General features: G+C 71.3%; 12 protein-coding genes and 1 pseudogene. 4 read left to right on the top strand and 9 right to left on the bottom strand.

Annotated elements, in window-relative coordinates; genetic code table 11:
* From GFH49_RS13460 to GFH49_RS13450, 3 genes are all read left to right on the top strand, one after another.
* A partial coding sequence (locus GFH49_RS13460) for a universal stress protein (protein WP_196217968.1) occupies positions 1–616 on the top strand: 616 nt, incomplete at its 5' end.
* 212 nt (positions 617–828) lie between these two features.
* Positions 829–3,513, top strand: a complete 2,685-nt coding sequence (ppdK, locus tag GFH49_RS13455) for a pyruvate, phosphate dikinase (protein ID WP_155056089.1) — start codon at positions 829–831, stop codon at positions 3,511–3,513.
* A 219-nt stretch (positions 3,514–3,732) separates the two neighbouring features.
* Positions 3,733–4,185 (top strand): pyridoxamine 5'-phosphate oxidase family protein, encoded by a 453-nt coding sequence (locus GFH49_RS13450; RefSeq protein WP_196217967.1) that lies wholly within the window; start codon positions 3,733–3,735, stop codon positions 4,183–4,185.
* Positions 4,186–4,210: 25 nt separating this feature from the next.
* Here the strand turns inward: GFH49_RS13450 and GFH49_RS13445 are convergent, their stop codons facing one another.
* From GFH49_RS13445 to GFH49_RS13405, 9 genes and pseudogenes are all read right to left on the bottom strand, one after another.
* The gene (locus tag GFH49_RS13445) at positions 4,211–5,134 is read right to left on the bottom strand and encodes a carbamate kinase (RefSeq protein ID WP_155056087.1); all 924 of its coding nucleotides are present in this window, start codon (positions 5,132–5,134) and stop codon (positions 4,211–4,213) included.
* A 3-nt stretch (positions 5,135–5,137) separates the two neighbouring features.
* Positions 5,138–5,296: pseudogene (locus tag GFH49_RS41475) on the bottom strand (ornithine carbamoyltransferase); the annotation flags it as partial.
* Positions 5,297–5,314: 18 nt separating this feature from the next.
* Complete coding sequence (locus GFH49_RS13435; protein WP_230396271.1) at positions 5,315–6,517, bottom strand: APC family permease; 1,203 nt, start codon at positions 6,515–6,517, stop codon at positions 5,315–5,317.
* Positions 6,518–6,679: 162 nt separating this feature from the next.
* Complete coding sequence (locus GFH49_RS13430; RefSeq protein WP_155056103.1) at positions 6,680–7,588, bottom strand: universal stress protein; 909 nt, start codon at positions 7,586–7,588, stop codon at positions 6,680–6,682.
* 329 nt (positions 7,589–7,917) lie between these two features.
* Entirely contained in the window at positions 7,918–8,655 is a 738-nt protein-coding gene (gene pflA, locus GFH49_RS13425; protein ID WP_155056086.1) for a pyruvate formate-lyase-activating protein, read from the bottom strand.
* 11 nt (positions 8,656–8,666) lie between these two features.
* Positions 8,667–10,937, bottom strand: coding sequence for a formate C-acetyltransferase (pflB, locus tag GFH49_RS13420; protein WP_196217966.1), 2,271 nt, complete (start codon positions 10,935–10,937; stop codon positions 8,667–8,669).
* Between the two features lie 742 nt (positions 10,938–11,679).
* Positions 11,680–15,195, bottom strand: a complete 3,516-nt coding sequence (gene cydD, locus GFH49_RS13415) for a thiol reductant ABC exporter subunit CydD (RefSeq protein WP_155056085.1) — start codon at positions 15,193–15,195, stop codon at positions 11,680–11,682.
* Between the two features lie 45 nt (positions 15,196–15,240).
* The gene (gene cydB / locus GFH49_RS13410) at positions 15,241–16,239 is read right to left on the bottom strand and encodes a cytochrome d ubiquinol oxidase subunit II (protein WP_155056084.1); all 999 of its coding nucleotides are present in this window, start codon (positions 16,237–16,239) and stop codon (positions 15,241–15,243) included.
* Between the two features lie 38 nt (positions 16,240–16,277).
* Positions 16,278–17,831 carry a cytochrome ubiquinol oxidase subunit I gene (locus GFH49_RS13405; protein ID WP_155056083.1) on the bottom strand — a complete coding sequence of 518 codons (1,554 nt, stop codon included), beginning with the start codon at positions 17,829–17,831 and terminating at the stop codon, positions 16,278–16,280.
* A gap of 373 nt (positions 17,832–18,204) precedes the next feature.
* On the opposite strand from GFH49_RS13405, the gene GFH49_RS13400 reads away from it, so the two are divergent.
* Positions 18,205–19,770, top strand: a complete 1,566-nt coding sequence (locus tag GFH49_RS13400; protein ID WP_155056082.1) for an oleate hydratase — start codon at positions 18,205–18,207, stop codon at positions 19,768–19,770.
* The last annotated feature ends 41 nt before the right edge of the window (positions 19,771–19,811 follow it).

The following is a 19,811-nucleotide window of genomic DNA, read 5'->3' as shown; positions in this document are numbered from 1 at the left end:
GGCGCTGCTGGAGAGTGCGGAGGACGCCGAGATGCTGGTGCTGGGCTCGCGTGGGCACGGCGCTGTCTCCGGTTTCCTCCTCGGGTCGGTCGGACAGCATGTGCTGGCCCGGGCGTCCATCCCCGTGGTGCTCGTACGCGCGGAAGAGCACCGGGCCGCTGAGGGCGCCGAGGCGGCCGGCGAAGACGGCGGCGAGGTGGTCGTCGGAATCCAGGACCGGGACCAACCCGCCGAGGAACTGCTGGAGTTCGCCTTCACCGCCGCAGCCGCCCGTGGGGCCACACTGCGCGTCGTGCACGCCTGGAGCCGTCCACCGGTGTTCGCTTACAGGGCTGTGGTCACGGGCGACGAGGACGGCAGTGTGGAGGCCCGGGTCGAGAAGGAGCTGCTGGAAGCCCTTGCGCCGTGGCAGGAGCGCTATCCGCAGGTCGAGGTGGTCCACAGGACCGACCTCGCGACCGCCGGGCAAGTGGTCCTCCAGGCCGCCCGGAACGCCGCACTCGTGGTCGTCGGCCGCAGGACGCACCGGCCCTCCCTCGGCATGCGCATCGGCCCCGTCACCCACGGCGTGATCCACCACGCCCCCGCGCCCGTCGCCGTCGTACCCCACGACTGAGGGACGACCGGACCGCGGGCCCGGGACGTCCGGGACCGTCCCCGAGCAGCAGCACCCGACCGAGTCTGTTTCCGGGCGCGTCGGACGCCCGCCCTCCGGCGCACGGAATACCAGGACGTGACTGACCCGGGCAAGGAACGCACTACGCATCACGCGCACGAGGCACGACGCACGACAAGGTCAGAGAAGACGAGAGAACAGGAATTCAGGCCATGCCCCAATACGTGTACGACTTCGCCGAAGGCAGCCGGGACATGGCCGGCCTCCTCGGCGGCAAGGGCGCCAACCTCGCCGAGATGACCCGGATGGGCCTGCCTGTCCCGCCCGGTTTCACCGTCACCACCGAGGCATGCCGGGCCTTCCTGGCCTCCGGCACCGAGCCCGGCGGCCTCGCGCGGGAGATCGCCGAGCACCTGGCCGCCCTGGAACGGGCCGCCGGTCGTCGGCTCGGGCAGCCCGACGATCCGCTGCTGCTGTCCGTGCGCTCCGGGGCGCGGTTCTCCATGCCCGGCATGATGGACACGATCCTGGACATCGGCCTGAACGACGAGTCCGTGCAGGGCCTGGCCAAGGTCTCCGGGCAGGAGCGCTTCGCCTGGGACTCGTACCGCCGACTCGTCCAGATGTTCGGCAGTACGGTGATGGGGGTCGACGGAGCGCTCTTCGAGAACGCCCTCGACACCCTCAAGAAGACGCGCAACGCGTCGGACGACCTGCACCTGGGAGCGGCCGATCTCGCTGAACTGGTCGACGTCTACCGGGGGCTGATCCGCCAGGAGACCGGCGAGGACTTCCCGCAGGACCCGGCCGAGCAGCTGCGCCGGGCGGTTCACTCCGTCTTCGAGTCGTGGAACGGCGAGCGCGCCCGCGTCTACCGCAGGCGCGAGCACATCCCGGACGACCTCGGCACCGCCGTCAACGTCCAGACCATGGTCTTCGGCAACCTGGGCGCCGACTCCGGCAGCGGCGTCGCCTTCACCCGCGACCCGGCCACCGGACAGCCCGGCAGCTACGGGGACTATCTGTCGAACGCGCAGGGCGAGGACGTCGTCGCCGGTATCCGCAACACCGTTTCCCTCGACGAGCTTCAGCGGCTCGACCCGGAGTCGTACCGGCAGCTGTGCGGGCACATGCGGACCTTGGAGAACCACTACCGCGACCTGTGCGACATCGAGTTCACCATCGAGCGCGGCAGGTTGTGGATGCTCCAGACCCGGATCGGCAAGCGGACAGCGGAGGCCGCGTTCGCCATCGCCGCCGAACTGGTCGACGAGGGCCTGATCAGCCCCGCCCAGGCGCTGGCCCGGGTGAACGGCGAAGGGCTCGCCCGGCTGATGTTCCCCCGCTTCGACACCTCGGATGCCGGTGCCCCCCTGGCGCACGGCCTTCCGGCCTCGCCGGGGGCAGCCGTGGGGGCCGCGGTCTTCGACTCCGCGGAGGCGGTGCGGCGGGCCGCGGCGGGGGAGAAGGTCGTCCTCGTACGTCAGGAGACCAACCCCGACGACCTGCCCGGCATGGTCGCCGCCCAGGCGGTACTGACCAGCCGTGGCGGCAAGACCAGTCACGCGGCCGTCGTCGCCCGCGGCATGGGCAAGGTGTGCGTCTGCGGTGCCGAGGAACTCGCCGTCGACCCCGCCGCGCGACGGTTCACCGCCAACGGCGTCACCGTCGAGGAGGGCACCGTCATCTCCGTCGACGGCTCGCAGGGCGCCGTCCATATCGGCTCGCTGCCGCTGGTCGACTCGGCGGTGATGCGGTACTTCGAGAAGGGTGAGGAGTCGGCCGGGCTGGTCGAGTCCGTGGCCCGCGCCATGCGGCAGGCCGACTCCGTACGGCGACTGGGCGTGCGGGCCAACGCGGACACCCCCGAGGACGCCGCTCGCGCCCGCCGGTTCGGCGCCGAGGGCATCGGGCTGTGCCGCACCGAGCACATGTTCCTGGGCGAGCGCCGGAAGCTGGTCGAGGCGATGATCCTGGCCCGCACGGACGCCGAGCGAGACCGGGCCCTGGACGGCCTGCTGCCGCTCCAGCGGCAGGACTTCATCGAGATCCTCGCCGCGATGGACGGCCTGCCGGTGACGATCCGGCTCCTCGACCCGCCCCTGCACGAGTTCCTGCCGGACCGCACCGAACTCGCGGTGCGCGTTGCCAGCACCCAGGCGCACGGCGACGCGCCGGACCCGCACGACGCGGAGCTGCTGGAGGCCGTGAACCGGATGCACGAGGAGAACCCGATGCTCGGCCTGCGTGGCGTACGCCTGGGCCTGGTGGTCCCGGGACTGGTCGCCATGCAGGTACGGGCCATCGCCGAAGCGGTCGCGGAGCGCAAGCGGGCGGGTGGGGACCCCAAGGCCGAGATCATGGTGCCGCTCATCGACGCGGTCGAGGAACTCCACATCGTCCGCGCGGAAGTGGAGCGGGTTCTGGCCGAGGTCTCCCGGGAGACCGGCGTCAGCGTCGACTGCCCGGTAGGCACGATGATCGAGCTGCCCAGGGCCGCGCTGACGGCCGGCCGGATCGCGCGGGAGGCCGCGTTCTTCTCCTTCGGAACCAACGACCTCACGCAGACCACCTGGGGCTTCTCACGTGACGATGTCGAGGCGGCGTTCTTCTCCGCCTACCTCGACAAGGGCATCTTCAAGGTCTCCCCGTTCGAGACGATCGACCGCGAAGGTGTCGGCCGGCTGGTGGAGATCGCCGTGACCGAGGGCCGCGCCGCACGGCCCGACCTGAAGATCGGAGTCTGCGGCGAGCACGGCGGAGACCCGGAGTCGGTGCACTTCTTCCACGGGGCGGGCTTGGACTACGTCTCCTGCTCCCCGTTCCGCGTGCCCATCGCGCGGTTGGAGGCGGGCCGGGCGGCTCTGCCGGACATCGAGGACAGCGACAGCAGGTGAGATGCGGTCGGCCGGACGTGGAATGAGGGCCGAACGGCCCTGGTGTGAGGGAGCGGGCGCCGTTGGAATGGCCTGATCGACCCCGACCCCCGGCGTGTCGGCCTTCGCCGAGTGCCCAGGGTCGGGAGCCGCTCGCGTCCGGAAGGGACGACGCGCACTGTGCGAGACCGGAGGCGCACAGCAGTGGCAGTGAGTGACCGAGCCGCACGGAAGTCCGCCATGACCATCGACAACGCTCATACTGTGCCGACCGGGCCCCGCCGGAGCGTCAAGCTCGACCGTGATGAGGCCCTGCGCCTGCTGGGCAGCGTGTCCCTGGGCCGGATCGTCTTCACCCGGCACGCCTTGCCGACCGTCCGCCCGGTCAACCACGTTCTGGACGGCGGTGACATCGTCATCCGCACCCACGAGGGAGCCGCCCTGACCCGGCACACCCGGCAGGCCGGCGGCCCGGGCGTGGTCGTGGCCTACGAGGCGGACGCCATCGACCCGGAGACACACCTCGGTTGGAGCGTGGTGGTCACCGGCTATGCCGACCTGGTGACCGACCCGCACGAGCTGGCCCGCTACCAGGCGATGCTGCACCCCTGGGTGCAGCAGACCATGGACTACGCGGTCCGTATCCGCCCGGACCTGATCACCGGCATCCGGCTCACCACGGCCGGCCCTTGACCGGGGCCCACTCGGCCTGCGGAACTCATCCAACGGGTAGGTCAGGGCGGACGAGCGTGCCCGACCTGCCGTGGACGATCTCGTACGCCGCGTCGAGGGCGCCGATCGCGGCGAGGCCCCCGGTGCGTTCGACGAACCGGGCGGCGGCTTCAGTCTTGGGCCCCATCGAGCCGTCGGGGAAGCCGCCGCGGCGCAGGCCGGCGGGGGTGGCGTCGAGGACGGGTCGCTGGTCGGGGGTGCCGTAGCCGGCGTAGATGTTCGGGACGTCGGTGAGGATGAGCAGGAAGTCGGCCCTGAGGTCCTCGGCGAGCAGGGCCGCGGTGAGGTCCTTGTCGATCACGGCCTCCACCCCGTTGAGAGCGCCGGTGTCGGCGTCGGCGGTCACGGGGACGCCTCCGCCGCCGGCGCAGATCACGAGTGTGCCGGTTTCGAGCAGATCGTGGATCGTGTCGGTCTCCACGATGCGCTCCGGCGACGGGGAAGGGACGACGCGGCGCCAGCCGGTGGCGTCGTGGGTGATGCGCCAGCCGCGCCTGCGGGCGAGCTTGCGTGCCGCGTCTCGTGGATACACCTGGCCGACGAACTTGGTGGGCCTGCTGAAGGCCGGGTCGTCGGCGCGTACGAGGGTGTGGGTGACCAGGGCGGCGATCCGGTGTCCCGGCAGGGCGTTGCGCAGGGTCTGCACCAGCAGGGAGCCGATCATGCCCTGGGTCTGGGCGCCGAGCAGGTCCAGCGGGTAGGGGGCGCTCAGGGTGGGGTCGGCAGCGCTCTCGACGGCGAGCAGCCCGATCTGCGGCCCGTTGCCATGGGTGACGACGATGTCGTGTTCGTGGGCGAGGGCGGCGATCGCGGTGGCGACCCGTTCGATGTTCGACCGCTGGACGGCGGCGTCGGGGCGCTCACCCCGGCGGAGGAGAGCGTTGCCGCCGAGGGCGATGACGATGCGCATGGTTCAGTCCTCCAGAGTGGCGACGAGCACGGCCTTGACGGTGTGCAGCCGGTTCTCCGCCGGGTCGAAGACGATCGAGGCGGACGAGGAAGAACACCTCGTCGGTGACCTCGGACTCGTTCAGGCGAAGGAGTCGAGCAGCTCCCAGCCGAGGCGCGTGCGGTGGGCCGTGCGGGGCGGTCAGTCGTGGCGGCGGGGGAGGTTCTTGCGCGAACGCCGGGTTCGATCCGCGCGCAGCTCACGGGAGTTCCGCCGTGCGGGTGCCGAAGTCTCCGGCGCCCGCTCCTCGCGGTCGGCCTTGGGCTCCGCGGCGCCCGTCGCGCCGTACCCCTCCGTCTCGCCGTACTCACCGCGGTCACGCTTCAGCCACATGTAGACCGGCAGCCCGAGCAGCAGCACGAACAGGCCGTAGTAGACGGTCTGGTAGCCGCTGCCCTGGATCGACCAGTACGAGAAGGCCATCGCGAGCGCGGCGACGGTGACGTCCCGGGTCAGCTGCCGGGGGCTGAGGCTGTCCCGGCCGCGGACGAGCAGCCAGTACAGCTGGGCGGCGGCGGAGAACAGGTACGGGATCACGGCGGTGAGGACGCTCAGCAGCACGATCTTGGTGAAGACGTCCTCGAAGCGCGTGTAGCTGAACACCGTGATCAGCGAGGCGAGCACGGTCGAGGCGACGATGCCGAAGACCGGAACGCCGTTGTCCCCGCGCAGCTTCGCGAAGGCCGCGGGGAACAGCCCGTCGCGGGCGGCGGCGTACGGCATCTCCGCGCAGAGCATCGTCCAGCCGTTGAGGGCGCCGATGCCGGAGACGATGGCGGCCACGGCGATGGCGTCGCCGGCCCAGGTGCCGCCGACGATGTTGTTGGCGGCGTCGGTGAACGGCGCGGTGGAGGAGCCGAGTTCGCCGTGCGAGACGGTGCCGAAGACCGCGAGGGTGCCCAGGATGTAGATCACGGCGCAGGCGAGGGTGCCGTACACCGTGGCGCGCGGCACGTTGCGCCGCGGCTCGCGAACCCGTCCGGCGACCACCGACGCGGCCTCAAGCCCGAGGTAGCTGAACAGAGCGATCGCCGCCGCGGCTGAGATCGCGCCCAGTGCCGACTGGCCGCTGGCGTTGAAGGCGCCGAAGTTGTCCGGGTCGATGAACAGCAGCCCGATCGTGGCCATGAAGATCAGCGGGATGAACTTCAGCACGGTGGTGATCACCTGGAAGGCGCCGGTGTTGCGTACGCCGGTGAGGTTGATCGCGGCGGGGATCCAGAGGCCGACCAGCGCGATGAGCGCCGGCCGAGTGCCGCTGGGGGAGCGGGTTCTGCTTCGCTCTGTGGGGTCCTGGACATGCCTGTGCTCCCTGGTGCGGGGCGGTGCGGAAGGTGGTTCCATGAACGATCCTTCTGCCCGGACCCGATCAAGGTGAGCGGCCACAGGTCCCCTGCCGGACCCATTGGTCCCAACGCCAGGGACCCGCCCGGCCCTTGGGGCTGCTGCGCACACTGGGTTTCGCGCCGTCCGCGGTCACCGTGCGGGCCAGCGGGAGCCGTTTCCTCAGGCGTGCGGTACGACGGCGACGGGGCAGCCGACGTGGTGCAGCACCGCGTGGGTGACAGGCCCGATGTGGGTACCGAGGGGGCTGTTCCGTGTGCGCCGCCCTACGACGACCAGAGCGGCCCCGGTCGACGCGCGCACCAGTTCGGTCGCTGCCCGCCCTTCGGCGACGGTCTCGGTCACGGAGACCTCGGGGAACTTCTCGCACCATTGACGGAGGGACGCGACGACGGTGCGTTCATGCGCCGCGAGCAGTTCAGGGCCGGACGCCGGATCCAGACGGCCCTCGGGGCCGTCGGCCGCGGCGGTGCGGAACGCGTGGACCACGTGCAGTGGGGCGCCGCAGCGTCGGGCGGACGCGAAGGCGAACTCGATCAGTTCGTCGCAGGGGCGTCGCGGGTCCAGCCCGAGGACGACGTCACGGTACGGAGACGCGGGTATCTCCTCCGGCGACATGCCGTCCGCTGCCGGCAGGTGCTCGCCGGCGGCGGTCTCGCCGGCACGTACGAGCACCACGGGAAGTGAGGACCTGGCGACGACCCGCTGGGACACCGAGCCGAGCACGAACCCCGCGACACCGCTGAGGCCGCGGGAGCCGAGTACCAGCAACTCCGCGTCCCCGGCCGCCGCGAGAACGGCGGCGGTCGGGGAGTCGGACACCAGTTGGTCGACGACTCGCAGCCCCGGGTGCGCGGCACGGACGCCGGCCGCCGTCCGGTCCAGGGTCTCCTCGGCCCACTCGCGCTGGGTCCTGTCCATGGGAACGGAGGCGGCCGGGTGCGGGTGCCACTGCCATGCGTGCGCGATCCTCAGCGAGACTCCCCGGCGCAGGGCCTCCCGGGCCGCCCAGTGGGCCGCTGCCAGACTCTCCGCCGATCCGTCGACTCCTGCGGTGACGTGCCGAAGCATGGTGCGCACCTCCTGTGCGGGATCCGGCCGGCTGCTCACTTGCAGCTTCGTGCGGCAACGGCCTGGTGAGCAGGGGCCGCTGTGCCCTTTCCAGGGCCCGTTCGGCCCGACTTCCCAGCGAGCGCGGCCCGTGGTCGTGCCGCTCCCGGTCGGTCAGACCGGGCGGCCCGTCCGGCTCATCCTCCTTCCGCTGACCGCCGAGACAGGCCAGCTACTGATGTCCGGCTCGTCGTCCAGCAGATCGTGCAGGAAGACCCGGATCGGGGTATCGGGACCGGGCTGCTCGCTGACCGCGGAGATCTTTCCCTGGCCGGGTGCGCGTTGCCGCTTCACAGAGCCCGCAGCCCGTGCTCCCGGAACCGCTCGCGTACCCGGTCGACCATCTCCAGGTCGGGTACGGGTGTGTCGCGCAGCGGGAAGTCGATGCCGAGGGCGTCGTACTTGTGGGTGCCGAGCTTGTGGAAGGGCAGGACGTCCACGCGGTCGACGCTGCTCAGCCCGGCCAGGAAGGCGGCGAGTCCGTCCACGGCCGCCGGGTCGTCGGTCCAGCCGGGGACCAGGACGTAGCGGATCCACATCGGGATGCCGAGCCGGTCCAGGCGGGTGGCGAAGTTCAAGGTGGGGGTGAGTTCGCCGCCGGTCAGCTTGCGGTAGGTGTCGACGTCGAAGGACTTGATGTCCAGGAGCACCAGGTCGGTGTCGGCGAGGAGGCCGTCCGTGGCGCGGGCGCCGAGGAAGCCGGAGGTGTCGAGGGCGGTGTGCAGCCCGGCTTCCTTGCAGCGGCGCAGGACCGCCGCGGTGAAGGCGGGCTGAAGGAGCGCTTCCCCGCCCGTGAGGGTCACCCCTCCTCGGGCCGTGGTGACGAAGCCCCGGTACTTCTCGATCTCCGCCATCACCTCATCCACCGTGACCTCCCGGCCGTCGCGCATGTGCCAGGTGTCCGGGTTGGCGCAGTACAGGCAGCGCAGTGGGCAGCCGCTGAGGAAGAGGACGAACCGGGTCCCGGGACCGTCCACGCCGGTGGACAGGTCCCAGGAGTGGATCCGGCCGGTCGTCACGACCTTCACGGCCTGCTCCTTCACAGCGATCCGTGGAAGGTACGGCTGATCACGTCGAGCTGCTGCTCGCGGGTCAGGCGGACGAAGTTGACCGCGTACCCGGAGACCCGGATCGTCAACTCCGGGTACTTCTCCGGGTGTTCCATGGCGTCTTCCAGCACGGCCCGATGCAGCACGTTGACGTTCATGTGGAAGCCGCCGGAGGCCATGTAGGCGTCGAGGATGCCGGCCAGGTTGCCCGCACGCTCCTCGGGGACGTGCCCCAGGCCCTCCGGGGTGACGGTGTTCGTCAACGAGATGCCGTCGCGGGCCTGCTCGTACGGCAGCTTGGCCACCGACATGGCCGAGGCGGCCACTCCGTGCCGGTCGCGGCCGTTCATCGGGTTGGCGCCGGGTGCGAAGGGCTGGCCGGCACGGCGGCCGTCGGGGGTGTTGCCGGTGTGCTTGCCGTAGACGACGTTCGAGGTGATGGTCAGCACCGACTGGGTGTGTTCGGCGTCCCGGTAGGTGGGTTGCTCGCGCACCTTCGCCATGAAGGACTCCACCAGGTCGACGGCGAGCGAGTCGGCGCGGTCGTCGTTGTTGCCGTACGCCGGGAACTCGCCTTCCGTCCGGAAGTCGACGGCCAGCCCGGTCGCGTCCCGGATCACCTTCACCCGGGCGTACTTCACGGCGGACAGGCTGTCGGCGGCGACCGACAGACCGGCGATGCCGCACGCCATGAACCGGTGCACGGGGTGGTCGTGGAGGGCCATCTCGATGCGCTCGTAGGCGTACTTGTCGTGCATGTAGTGGATGACGTTGAGGGCGTTGACGTATGTCTCGGCCAGCCAGTCCAGGACGCGGTCGTACGCCGCCGACAACTCGTCGTAGTCCAGGTACTCGCCGCTCAGACGGGGCATTTCGGGGGTGATCTGGTCGCCGGTCATCTCGTCCCGGCCGCCGTTGACCGCGTACAGCAGGGCCTTGGCGAGGTTGACCCGCGCCCCGAAGAACTGCATCTGCTTGCCCACGGCCATCGCGGACACGCAGCAGGCGATCGCGGTGTCGTCGCCGGTGCACGGGCGCATCAGGTCGTCGGACTCGTACTGGACGGCGCTGGTGTCGATGGATACCTGGGCGCAGAACTCCTTGAAGCCGGAGGGCAGTTGCGGCGACCACAGCACGGTCAGGTTCGGCTCGGGCGCCGGGCCGAGGTTGTAGAGGGTCTGCAGGAAGCGGAAGGAGGTCCGGGTGACCAGCGGGCGTCCGTCGGTGCCGATACCGCCGATGGACTCCGTGACCCAGGTCGGGTCGCCGGAGAAGAGGGCGTCGTACTCGGGCGTGCGCAGGAACCGTACGATCCGCAGCTTGATGACGAAGTCGTCGATCAGTTCCTGGGCGCGGGTCTCGTCGATGACCCCCTCGTCCAGGTCGCGCTGGAGGTAGACATCCAGGAAGGTGGACGTGCGGCCCAGCGACATCGCGGCGCCGTTCTGCTCCTTCACCGCTGCCAGGAAACCGAGGTAGAGCCACTGCACGGCCTCGTGCGCGGTGGCGGCGGGGCGGGAGACGTCGCAGCCGTACGAGGCCGCCATCCGCGTGAGCTCACCCAGCGCCTTGATCTGCTCGGCGAGTTCCTCGCGGTCGCGGATGACGTCAGGGCTGGAGGGCCGTGCGTCCAGCAGGGCCCGCTCGGCGCGCTTGGCCTCGATCAGCCGGTCGGCGCCGTACAGCGCGACGCGTCGGTAGTCGCCGATGATCCGGCCGCGGCCGTAGGCGTCCGGCAGGCCGGTGATGATCCCGGCGCGGCGGGCGGCGCGCATCTCGGGGGTGTAGGCGTCGAAGACGCCGTCGTTGTGGGTCTTGCGGTACGTCCCGAAGACCTTGGTCACGAACGGGTCGGGCTGGTAGCCGTAGGCCGCGAGGCCGCTCTCCACCATCCGCAGGCCGCCGTTGGGCATGATCGCGCGCTTCAGCGGGGCGTCGGTCTGCAGGCCGACGATCAGCTCGCGCCCGCGGTCGATGTAGCCAGGGGCGTGAGAGGTGATCGTCGACGGGGTGGCGGTGTCGGCGTCGTGGATGCCCTTCGCGCGCTCCTCCGGGAACAGTGCGCTGACCTTCTCCCAGACGGCGCGGGTACGGCCCGTGGGCCCCACGAGGAACGCGGAATCGCCTTCGTACGGCGTGTAGTTGGCCTGGATGAAGTCGCGCACGTCGATGCGGTCGCGCCAGCGCCCCCCGGCGAAGCCACGCCACGCCTCCGGCATGTCCTCGGTGGTTGCCACGCCTGTCGGGGCCACGGTCGCCATTACTGCCTCCGGATCGCTCGCGACGCCGTCCGCAGCTGGTCGCGGACGGTCTCTGCAGTCGATGTTCGTCCCGCGAGCAGATGCCGGACAGGGTCTGCGGGAGCCCTCCGCGGTGCCGTCCGGCCCCCGTCCCCGTCGGCTGCGGGGACCGATGCGCCCGACGTGGTGGGGCCGTTCGGCCCCTCTTCGTGCGGGGCGCCGGAACGGCGGCGACATGCGGGATTCTGCCTGCTGGACAGGGATCACCGCCGTGCGGCGGCGTCTCAGGACCGGCGACGGGGGGAACCCGTGACGACCATCGACGAGAGCGGTCCCCAGGTCACCCCGGCGGTGCGACTCCGCGCCGAGGGCGAGGTGGACGAGGAGACCCTGGCGTACGCGCGCCAGAAGACCGATGCCGTCCTGAACAGGGCAGGGCTGCCCGCCGTCACCGGGACGGTGCGGATCGCGAAGGATATCCAAGTCGGCGGCCGCACGGCCGTGACCGGCTCCGGGACCGACTCCGCAGGCGGACGGAGAGGGCCGCGCACGCCTGGTCCGCAGGCCGCAAGGCGGAGGCTCCGCCATGGCGCGGCGGCGGAGCACAGGACACGTCCGTGGCGTGAGCGTCGCCTTCAGCCTCATGGGCGCACGGCCCGGCCGGCGGATGTCCTGTCGGCCGGGCCGTCGCCGTGCTCAGCGGGCATCCGCCTACCCACCTCGACCGTCGGCGGCCCTCCCCGGGAGAGGGCGGGGACGGCTCTCAGGCCGCCGCTCGGACCGGTTCGACCGTCCGCTCCCTCTCCGCGGTCGACCGCAACGGGCCCGGCACGGCGATGAGTTCCGCCCAGGTGCCGCGCTGCACCACACGGCCGTGGTCGAGGGCGAGGATCTCGTCGACGTCCTCCAGGCCGGCCAGCCGGTGGGTGATCAGTACGGTCGCGCGTCCCCGCGTGGCCGCGAGCAGATCCGCTGTGAGAGCGTCTGCGGTGGGCAGGTCGAGGTGCTCGGCGGGTTCGTCGAGGACGAGGACGGGGAAGTCGGCGAGCAACGCGCGGGCCAAGGCGAGGCGTTGACGCTGGCCACCGGAGAGCCGTGCGCCGTGCTCACCGACCGGGGTGTCGAGGCCGCCGGGCAGCGACCGTACCCATGCGTCGAGCCGGGCGCCCGCCAGTGCCGTCCACAAGTTCTGGTCGGTGCTGTCGGGGCGGGCGAGGCGGAGGTTCTCGCGCAGGGAGCTGTCGAAGACGTAGGCGTCCTGGGCGCACAGGCCCACCACGCGCCGTACGTCCTCCCCGGACAGGGCCGTCGCGTCGGCGCCCGCGAGCGTGTAGGCACCGGTCTCCGGGTCGAGGAACCGCAGCAGTACGTGGGCCAGGGTGGTCTTGCCGGAGCCGCTCGGGCCGACGATCGCGATCCGGCGCCCGGGGGCGAGGTCCAGGTCGATTCCGGTGAGCGCCGGTTCGCCGCGGCCGGGCCACCTGGCGGTCAGTCCGCGCAGCCGGAGGGGGAGGGACGGCTGGGGGAGCGGGGCCGGCCGCTCGGGCTCCAGGACCGGTGCGGGGGCGTCGACGACATCGAGGACCCGCTCCGCGGCGCGACGGCTGCGCTGCCGGACCTGCGCGGCGACGGGTAGCCCGGCCACCGCCTCGAAGGCGGCGAGCGGTGTGAGGAGCAGTACGGCGAGCATCACGCCATCCAGCCGTCCGGCGGCCACGGCCTGCACGCCCACGGCCGCGCAGGCGGTGGTCGTCAGCCCCGCGACCAGGGTGACCAGTCCCGAGCCGAGTCCCGCGGTGACGGCCGAACGGGCGGCGATCCGGGTCAGCCGCCGGTCCGCGGCTCGCACGGCGGCCAGGTGCCGGGGCAGCGCTCCGGTCACCGTGAGTTCGGCGGTGCCGGACAGGGCGTCGAGGACGGCGGTGGCCAGCTCGCCGCGGGCCGGGGCCTGGCGTCGTTCGGTCCGGCGTGAGGCCGCCGCGGTCAGCAGCGGTACGCCCGCGCCGGCCAGCAGCAGACCGCCGGCGAGCATCATGCCGGCGGCGGGCAGCACCAGGCCCACCAGCACGGAGGCCGCCGTGCCGACCAGGGCCGCGGCGGTGGCGGGGAGCCGGAAGCGCAGCAGGTAGTCCTGCACGGAGTCGACGTCGGTGACGAACCGGGAGAGGAGATCCCCCTTCCGGTACAGCCGCAGCCCGCCCGGGGCCAGCCTCTCCAACCGGGTGCAGACGACCGCCCTGAGGCTGCCGAGGCCCCGCAGCACGGCGTCATGGGCCACGAGCCGCTCGGCGTACCGCAGCACACTGCGCCCGATGCCGAAGGCGCGTACGCAGGTCACGGCCACCATCAGCCGCAGCACCGGCGGCTGCTGCGAGGCACGCGAGATCAGCCAGCCCGACGTCCCCATGAGCGCGACGGCACACCCGAGCGCGAGCGCACCCAGCAGCACGGCCAAGGCGAGCCGACTCCGTATCCGGCCCGTGACCGCCATCCGCACCAGCCGGCGCAGTGGGGGACTCGTGGCCGTGCCGAGGGCGAGCCCGGTCTCCGGTGTGTGCTGCGTCGCGGACCGGGCCGCGCGGTCATGGCGCTCCCCGGTGGTGGCCGACTCGTCCGCACGGGCGGTCGCACCGCGGGGCCGGCCGGCGGCTTCGGTGGCCGGAGTGCGCAGCTCGACGCACCGGTCGGCGAGGGCCGACAGGGCGGGTCGGTGGGAGGTCAGGATCACCGTGCGGGTGGCGGACAGGCGGCGGACGGCGTCGGCGATCGCCGACTCGGTCTCGGCGTCCAGGTGGGCGGTCGGTTCGTCGAGCAGGACGAGGGGGTGGCCGGTGAGGAAGACACGCGCGAGGGCGACGCGTTGGCGTTGTCCGGCGGAGAGGCCGGTGCCGTTCTCGCCGAGGACGAGGTCGTCCGGGATGTCGGGGGCGTGGGCCTCGCGCAGCGCCCGTCGTACGTCGGCGTCGGTGGCCTCGGGCATGGTGAGCCGGACGTTGTCGGCGACGGTTCCGGCGATGAGGTGCGGGTGCTGCGGGACCCAGGCGATCTGGCGGTGCCACTGCTCGGGGTCGATGTCGGCCAGGTCGCGGTCGCCGACGGTCACCGTGCCGGACGCCGGGGCGGTGAAGCCGAGCAGCACCGACAGGACGCTCGTCTTGCCGGCACCGGAGGGGCCGGTGAGGGCCACCGTCTCGCCGGGCCGGATCGTCAGATTCAGATCCTCGACGGCGGGCGTGGGGCGACCGGGGTAGGTGACGGTCAGCCCGCCGAGGGTGATGGGAGTGGTCGCGAGGTCCGGAACACCGGCGTCGCCACGCCGGGGGCGCGGGGTCTCCAGTACGTCGAAGATCTTCCCGGCGGCCGTGAGGCCTTCCACGCTGGCGTGGTAGTGCACACCCACCGCACGGATCGGGGCGTACGCCTCCGGCGCCAGGACCAGCACGAGCAGCCCGGTGTACAGATCGAGCCCGCCCTCGACCATCCGCAGTCCGATGCTCACGGCGACGAGGGCCACGGACAGCGTGGACAGCAGTTCCAGGGCGAAGGAGGAGACGAAGGCGATCCGCAGGGTGCGCAGGGTCGCCCGGCGGTACTCGTCGGTGATCCGCCGGATCGCCGCCGCCTGCGCCCTGGCCCGCCCGAAGACCTTCAGCGTGGGCAGGCCCGCCACCACGTCCAGGAAGTGGTGGGAGAGACGGGACAGGGTCCGCCACTGACGGTCCGTCTGCCGCTGGGTGGCCAGTCCGATGAGCACCATGAACAGCGGGATCAGCGGCAGGGTGGCCGCGATGATCGCCGCCGAGAGCCAGTCGGCGGTCACGATCCTGGCCAGGACGACGACCGGGACGACGACCGAGAGGGCCAACTGCGGCACGTACCGCCCGAAGTAGTCGTCGAGGGCGTCCACCCCTCGCGTCGCCAGTGTGGTGAGTTCGCCGGTGCGCTGCGCGGTCACGAAGTCCGGGCCGAGCGCGGTCGCGTGATCCAGCAGACGTCCGCGCAGTTCCGACTTCACGGCCGCGGAGGCGCGGTGCGCGGCGGTCTCCGTGAGCCAGGCGACCGCCGCCCGCCCGGCCGAGACGGCGATCAGCAGGAGCAGGGCGCCCCGCAGGGAGACCAGGCCCCGGCCGTCCTCGAAGGCTCCGACCACCACCTCGGCGATGATCGCCGCCTGGACGACGAGCAGCGCGGCGCCGATCGTGCCGAGGGCCACCGAAGCGGCGAGGAAGAGGCGGGTGGCGCGGGCGTAGTGGAGCAGCCGCGGGTCAACGGGCTTCATCGCGTGGGCCTTTCAGGCTCGGAGACGGGCGCGACTGCGGGGATGTCAGGCGGCCGGGATGTGTTCGACACCGATGCGCTTGCGGAACACCCAGTACGTCCAGCTCTGGTAGAGCAGGACGACGGGCGTCATGATCGCCGCCACCCAGGTCATGACCTTGAGGGTGTACGCCGACGACGAGGCGTTGCTCACCGTCAGGCTCCACGCCGTGTCGAGGCTGGACGGCATGACGTCCGGGTACAGCGCGAGGAAGAGCATCGCCACGGACCCGGCGACGGTGACCCCGGACAGGGCGAACGCCCAGCCCTCACGCGCCCGTCGGTTGGCGGCGAGCGCACCGAGCAGCGCGCCCACGGTGAGGACCAGCGCGACGAGGCTGCGCACGTTGCCGCCGCTGCCCTGGGTCCACAGCAGGAAGACCAGCGCGAGCCCGGCGGTGGCGAGCCCTGCCCGGCCGGCCAGGGACCGGGCCCGGTCGCGGATGTCGCCCCGGGTCTTGAGGACCACGAACACCGAACCGTGGAAGGTGAACAGAGCGAGCGTGACAAGCCCGCCGAGAACGGCGTACGGGTTCAGCAGATCCAGGACGGTACCGGCGTACTCGCCCTCGGCGTCGATCTCCACGCCCCGGACGATGTTGGCGAAGGCCACGCCCCACAGGAACGCGGGCAGCAGCGAGCTCCAGAACATCACGTGTTCCCAGTTGCGCTTCCACCGCGTGTCCTCGCGCTTGCCCCGGTACTCGAAGGCGACGACCCGGACGATCAGGCAGACCAGGATGGCGAGCAGCGGCAGGTAGAAGCCGCTGAACAGGGTGGCGTACCAGGCCGGGAACGCGGCGAAGGTGGCGCCGCCGGCGGTGAGCAGCCAGACCTCGTTGCCGTCCCAGACCGGGCCGACCGTGTTGATCAGCACCCGGCGTTCGGCTTCGCCGCGGGCCAGCAGCTTGGTGAGGATGCCGACCCCGAAGTCGAAGCCCTCAAGGAAGAAGTAGCCGATCCACAGGACGGCGATCAGCGCGAACCAGACGTCGTGCAGTTCCATGGCCGTGTCTCTCCGAACAGTGTCAGTGGATCAAGGGCTCAGTAGGCGAAGATCATCGGGCGGTCGGTGTCCCCGTCGGAGGAGGGGCCGCGCAGCGAGGTCACCTCCGGGGGAGGCTGTTCGTCGACGGGACCCGCCTTGGCGTACTTCACGAGCAGCCGCACTTCGACGACGGCCAGGACGGCGTACAGGGCGGTGAAGATGCTCAGAGACGTGATCTGCTCGGCGACGGAGACGCCGGGCGAGACCGCGTCGGCGGTGGTCATCAGCCCGTACACGGTCCACGGCTGGCGGCCCATCTCGGTGAAGATCCAGCCGAAGGAGTTGGCGACGAGCGGGAAGCCCATGGTGAGGACGGCCAGCCGCCAGGCCCAGGTGTTCAGCGCCGGACCCAGCTCCCGGTTCGGGGTGAGCATCAACAGCGGCACCTCGTCCTCGCCGCGCCGCTTGCCGTCGGCCAGCCACCGCTTCTTCCGGGTCAGCCACAGCCCGGCGAGCCCGATGGCGAAGGAGGCCATGCCGAAGCCGATCATCCAGCGGAACGACCAGTACGTGACGGGGATGCTGGGCTTGTAGTCCTCGGCCAGATCGCCGTACTCCGCCCTCTGCAGGGCCTCGATGGAGCTGATGCCGGGGACGGCGTCGTCGAAGTTGCCCTTGGCGAGGTACGACAGCAGGCCGGGGATCTCGACCTCGACGGTGTTGCGGCCCTCGGCGACGTCGCCGTACGCGAAGAGGGAGAAGGGAGCCGACTCCTCGGTCTCCCAGAGGGCTTCGGCGGCGGCCATCTTCATGGGCTGCTGCTCGTACATCACCTTGCCGAGCACATCGCCGCTGATGGCCGTGGCGAGACCGGCGATGACGACCGTGACCAGGCCGAGGCGCAGGGAGGTGCGCATGGTGGCGATCCGGCCCGAGGTGTCCGGCTCGGTGGCCTGCTCAGTGGCCTTGGCGGCGCGGCGCAGTTGGAAGGCCGCGATGCCGACGATGAAGGCGCCGCCGGTGAGGAAGGCCGCGGTGAGGGTGTGGAAGACGACGACCAGGGTGGTCTCCTGGAACAGCACGGCCGCGATGTCGTTGAGTTCGGCGCGGCCGGTGGCGTCGTTGATCTCGTACCCGACCGGGTGCTGCATCCAGGAGTTGGCGGCCAGGATGAAGTACGCCGAAAGGAAGGTGCCGATCGCCACCAGCCAGATACAGGCCAGGTGGATCTTCCGGGGGAGCTTGTCCCAGCCGAAGATCCACAGCCCGATGAAGGTGGACTCGAAGAAGAACGCGAGCAGCGCCTCCATGGCGAGCGGGGCGCCGAAGACGTCGCCGACGAAGCGCGAGTAGTCGGACCAGTTCATGCCGAACTGGAACTCCTGCACGATGCCGGTGGCCACACCCATCGCGATGTTGATCAGGAAGAGCTTGCCCCAGAACCGGGTGGCCTTGAAGTACTTGTCCTTGCCCGTCCGTACCCAGGCGGTCTGCAGCCCGGCGATGAGGAAGGCCAGGCTGATGGTGAGCGGGACGAACAGGAAGTGGTAGACGGTCGTGATGCCGAACTGCCATCGGGCCACGGTCTCCTGAGCCAGTGCCAGGTCCACGGCGGGCCTCCTCGGGTACGGGGTCGCGCGCACCCCGGGAGCCGGGGTCGGCAGGGGAGTTGGCCGGACCGGCCATCGAGGGTGCCGGCCCGTGGAAGACACCATCGCGGGCGGACCCACGGGCGAAACAGCGCCGTACGGACCCGCTGATGGGGCCGAACGGCCCACACTCCGGGCCCTTCCCTGGGCCCAACGGCTCCCCGCCGCCGCACACCCATGGCGGACGGCCGCGCGTGACGCCTCGCCCGCGATCGACGCAGGCCCGTCGGCCCGGACCGGGTGCCGAACGGCCCACTGACGCCCGTCACGGCCACAGGGAACCGTGGGGACCGCAGTTCCCGATCAGGGAGCCACCGCAGCGAGGAGACGGGTGATGGCGAAGGCGTATCTGGTGGGGAGCGGCATCGCGGCCATGGCCGCGGCCGCGTTCCTGATCCGTGAGGGCGGGTTCGAGGGGACCGACATCCACCTCTTCGAGGAACACGGGCAGACGGGCGGCAGCCTGGACGCCGGGGGCACGCCGGAGACCGGCTACACCATGCGCGGCGGGCGGATGTTCGAGGCCGAGTTCCGCTGCACCTACGACCTGCTCTCCGGCATCCCCTCTCCCGACGACCCGTCGGTGTCGGTGACCCAGGACATCCTCGACGCGTACGAGGACTCGGGCTGGGACGACGCGGCACGGCTCATCGACGCGGACGGGAACATCGCCGACGTGCGCTCGATGGGATTCAGCGAGCACGACCGGCTGCACTTGGCCAGGTGTCTGGCGACCCCCGAAGCGCTGCTCGACGGGAAGCGCATCAGGGACTGCTTCGGCGAGCACTTCTTCACCACGAACTTCTGGTACATGTGGTGCACCACGTTCGCTTTCCAGCCGTGGCACAGCGCGATCGAGTTCCGCCGGTACCTCAGGCGCTTCCTCCACCTCTTCCCGGCCTTCGCCTCGATGTCCGGGATCCAGCGGACCCGCTACAACCAGTACGACTCGATCGTCCGTCCGCTGGAGAGCTGGCTGCGGGAACGGGGTGTGACCGTCCACACCGGCTGCCGGGTGCGGGACCTGGTTCTCGCGACGGGTCCGGGTACGACGGTCGAGCGCATCCTCCTCGCCCGCGACGACCGCGAGGAGCGGATCCAGGTGGCCCCTGAGGACCTCGTCCTCGTCACCAACGGCTCCATGACCGACGCCTCCACCGTCGGCTCACACACCGCCCCGCCTCCGCCGCGTCCCCGGCGCTCGGACGCGTGGCTGCTCTGGTACCGGCTGGCGCGGGGACGCGACGACTTCGGCGATCCGACCGTCTTCGACAAGAACGTCAAGGACTCCCAGTTCGAGTCGTTCACCGTCACCGCCGAGGACCCGGCCTTCCTCGACGCCCTGGAGCGGTTCAGCGGCCGGGAGACCGGCAAGGGCGGCCTGATGACCTTCACCGCCTCCAACTGGCTCCTCACCATCGTCGCCGACCATCAGCCGGTCTACCGGGACCAGCCCGACGGCGTCTTCGCGTGGTGGGGCTACGGTCTGCTCCCCGGCAGGCCGGGCAACCACGTCGACAAGCCCATGACCGAGTGCTCCGGCGCGGAGATCCTCCAAGAGGTGCTGCACCACCTGCGGTTCGACGAGGAGGTCAGCGAGCGGGTGCTGGCCACCTCCACCGTCGTGCCCTGCGTGATGCCGTACGTCACCAGCCAGTTCCTGGTCCGCCGGCACGGTGACCGGCCGCAGGTCGTGCCCAAGGGGTCGGTGAACCTCGCGTTCATCGGCCAGTTCACCGAGGTGCCCGACGACGTGGCCTTCACCGTCGAGTACTCGGTACGCAGCGCCTGGACCGCTGTCGCCGGACTCCTCGGCCTCGATCGGCAGCCGCCCGAGGTCTACAAGGGGCACCGTGATCCGCATGTGCTGGTGAAGGCCCTGGAGGCGATGCGGCGCTGACATCGGCTCAGCGGTCTTGACTGCCGCACGGTCGTTGCGGT

It is taken from the genome of Streptomyces blattellae (assembly GCF_009709555.1).
GTDB lineage: Bacteria > Actinomycetota > Actinomycetes > Streptomycetales > Streptomycetaceae > Streptomyces > Streptomyces blattellae.
The sequence above is the reverse complement of the archived record's forward strand: the minus strand, read 5'-3'. Positions and strand labels throughout refer to the sequence as shown.

Excerpts from the sequence above, each read along its gene's own strand:
- ppdK (WP_155056089.1), top strand. The coding sequence starts at position 829 with ATGCCCCAATACGTGTACGACTTCGCCGAAGGCAGCCGGGACATGGCC.
- GFH49_RS13450 (WP_196217967.1), top strand. The coding sequence starts at position 3,733 with ATGACCATCGACAACGCTCATACTGTGCCGACCGGGCCCCGCCGGAGC.
- GFH49_RS13445 (WP_155056087.1), bottom strand. The coding sequence starts at position 5,134 with ATGCGCATCGTCATCGCCCTCGGCGGCAACGCTCTCCTCCGCCGGGGT.
- GFH49_RS13435 (WP_230396271.1), bottom strand. The coding sequence starts at position 6,517 with ATGGAACCACCTTCCGCACCGCCCCGCACCAGGGAGCACAGGCATGTC.
- GFH49_RS13430 (WP_155056103.1), bottom strand. The coding sequence starts at position 7,588 with ATGCTTCGGCACGTCACCGCAGGAGTCGACGGATCGGCGGAGAGTCTG.
- pflB (WP_196217966.1), bottom strand. The coding sequence starts at position 10,937 with ATGGCGACCGTGGCCCCGACAGGCGTGGCAACCACCGAGGACATGCCG.
- cydD (WP_155056085.1), bottom strand. The coding sequence starts at position 15,195 with ATGAAGCCCGTTGACCCGCGGCTGCTCCACTACGCCCGCGCCACCCGC.
- cydB (WP_155056084.1), bottom strand. The coding sequence starts at position 16,239 with ATGGAACTGCACGACGTCTGGTTCGCGCTGATCGCCGTCCTGTGGATC.
- GFH49_RS13400 (WP_155056082.1), top strand. The coding sequence starts at position 18,205 with ATGGCGAAGGCGTATCTGGTGGGGAGCGGCATCGCGGCCATGGCCGCG.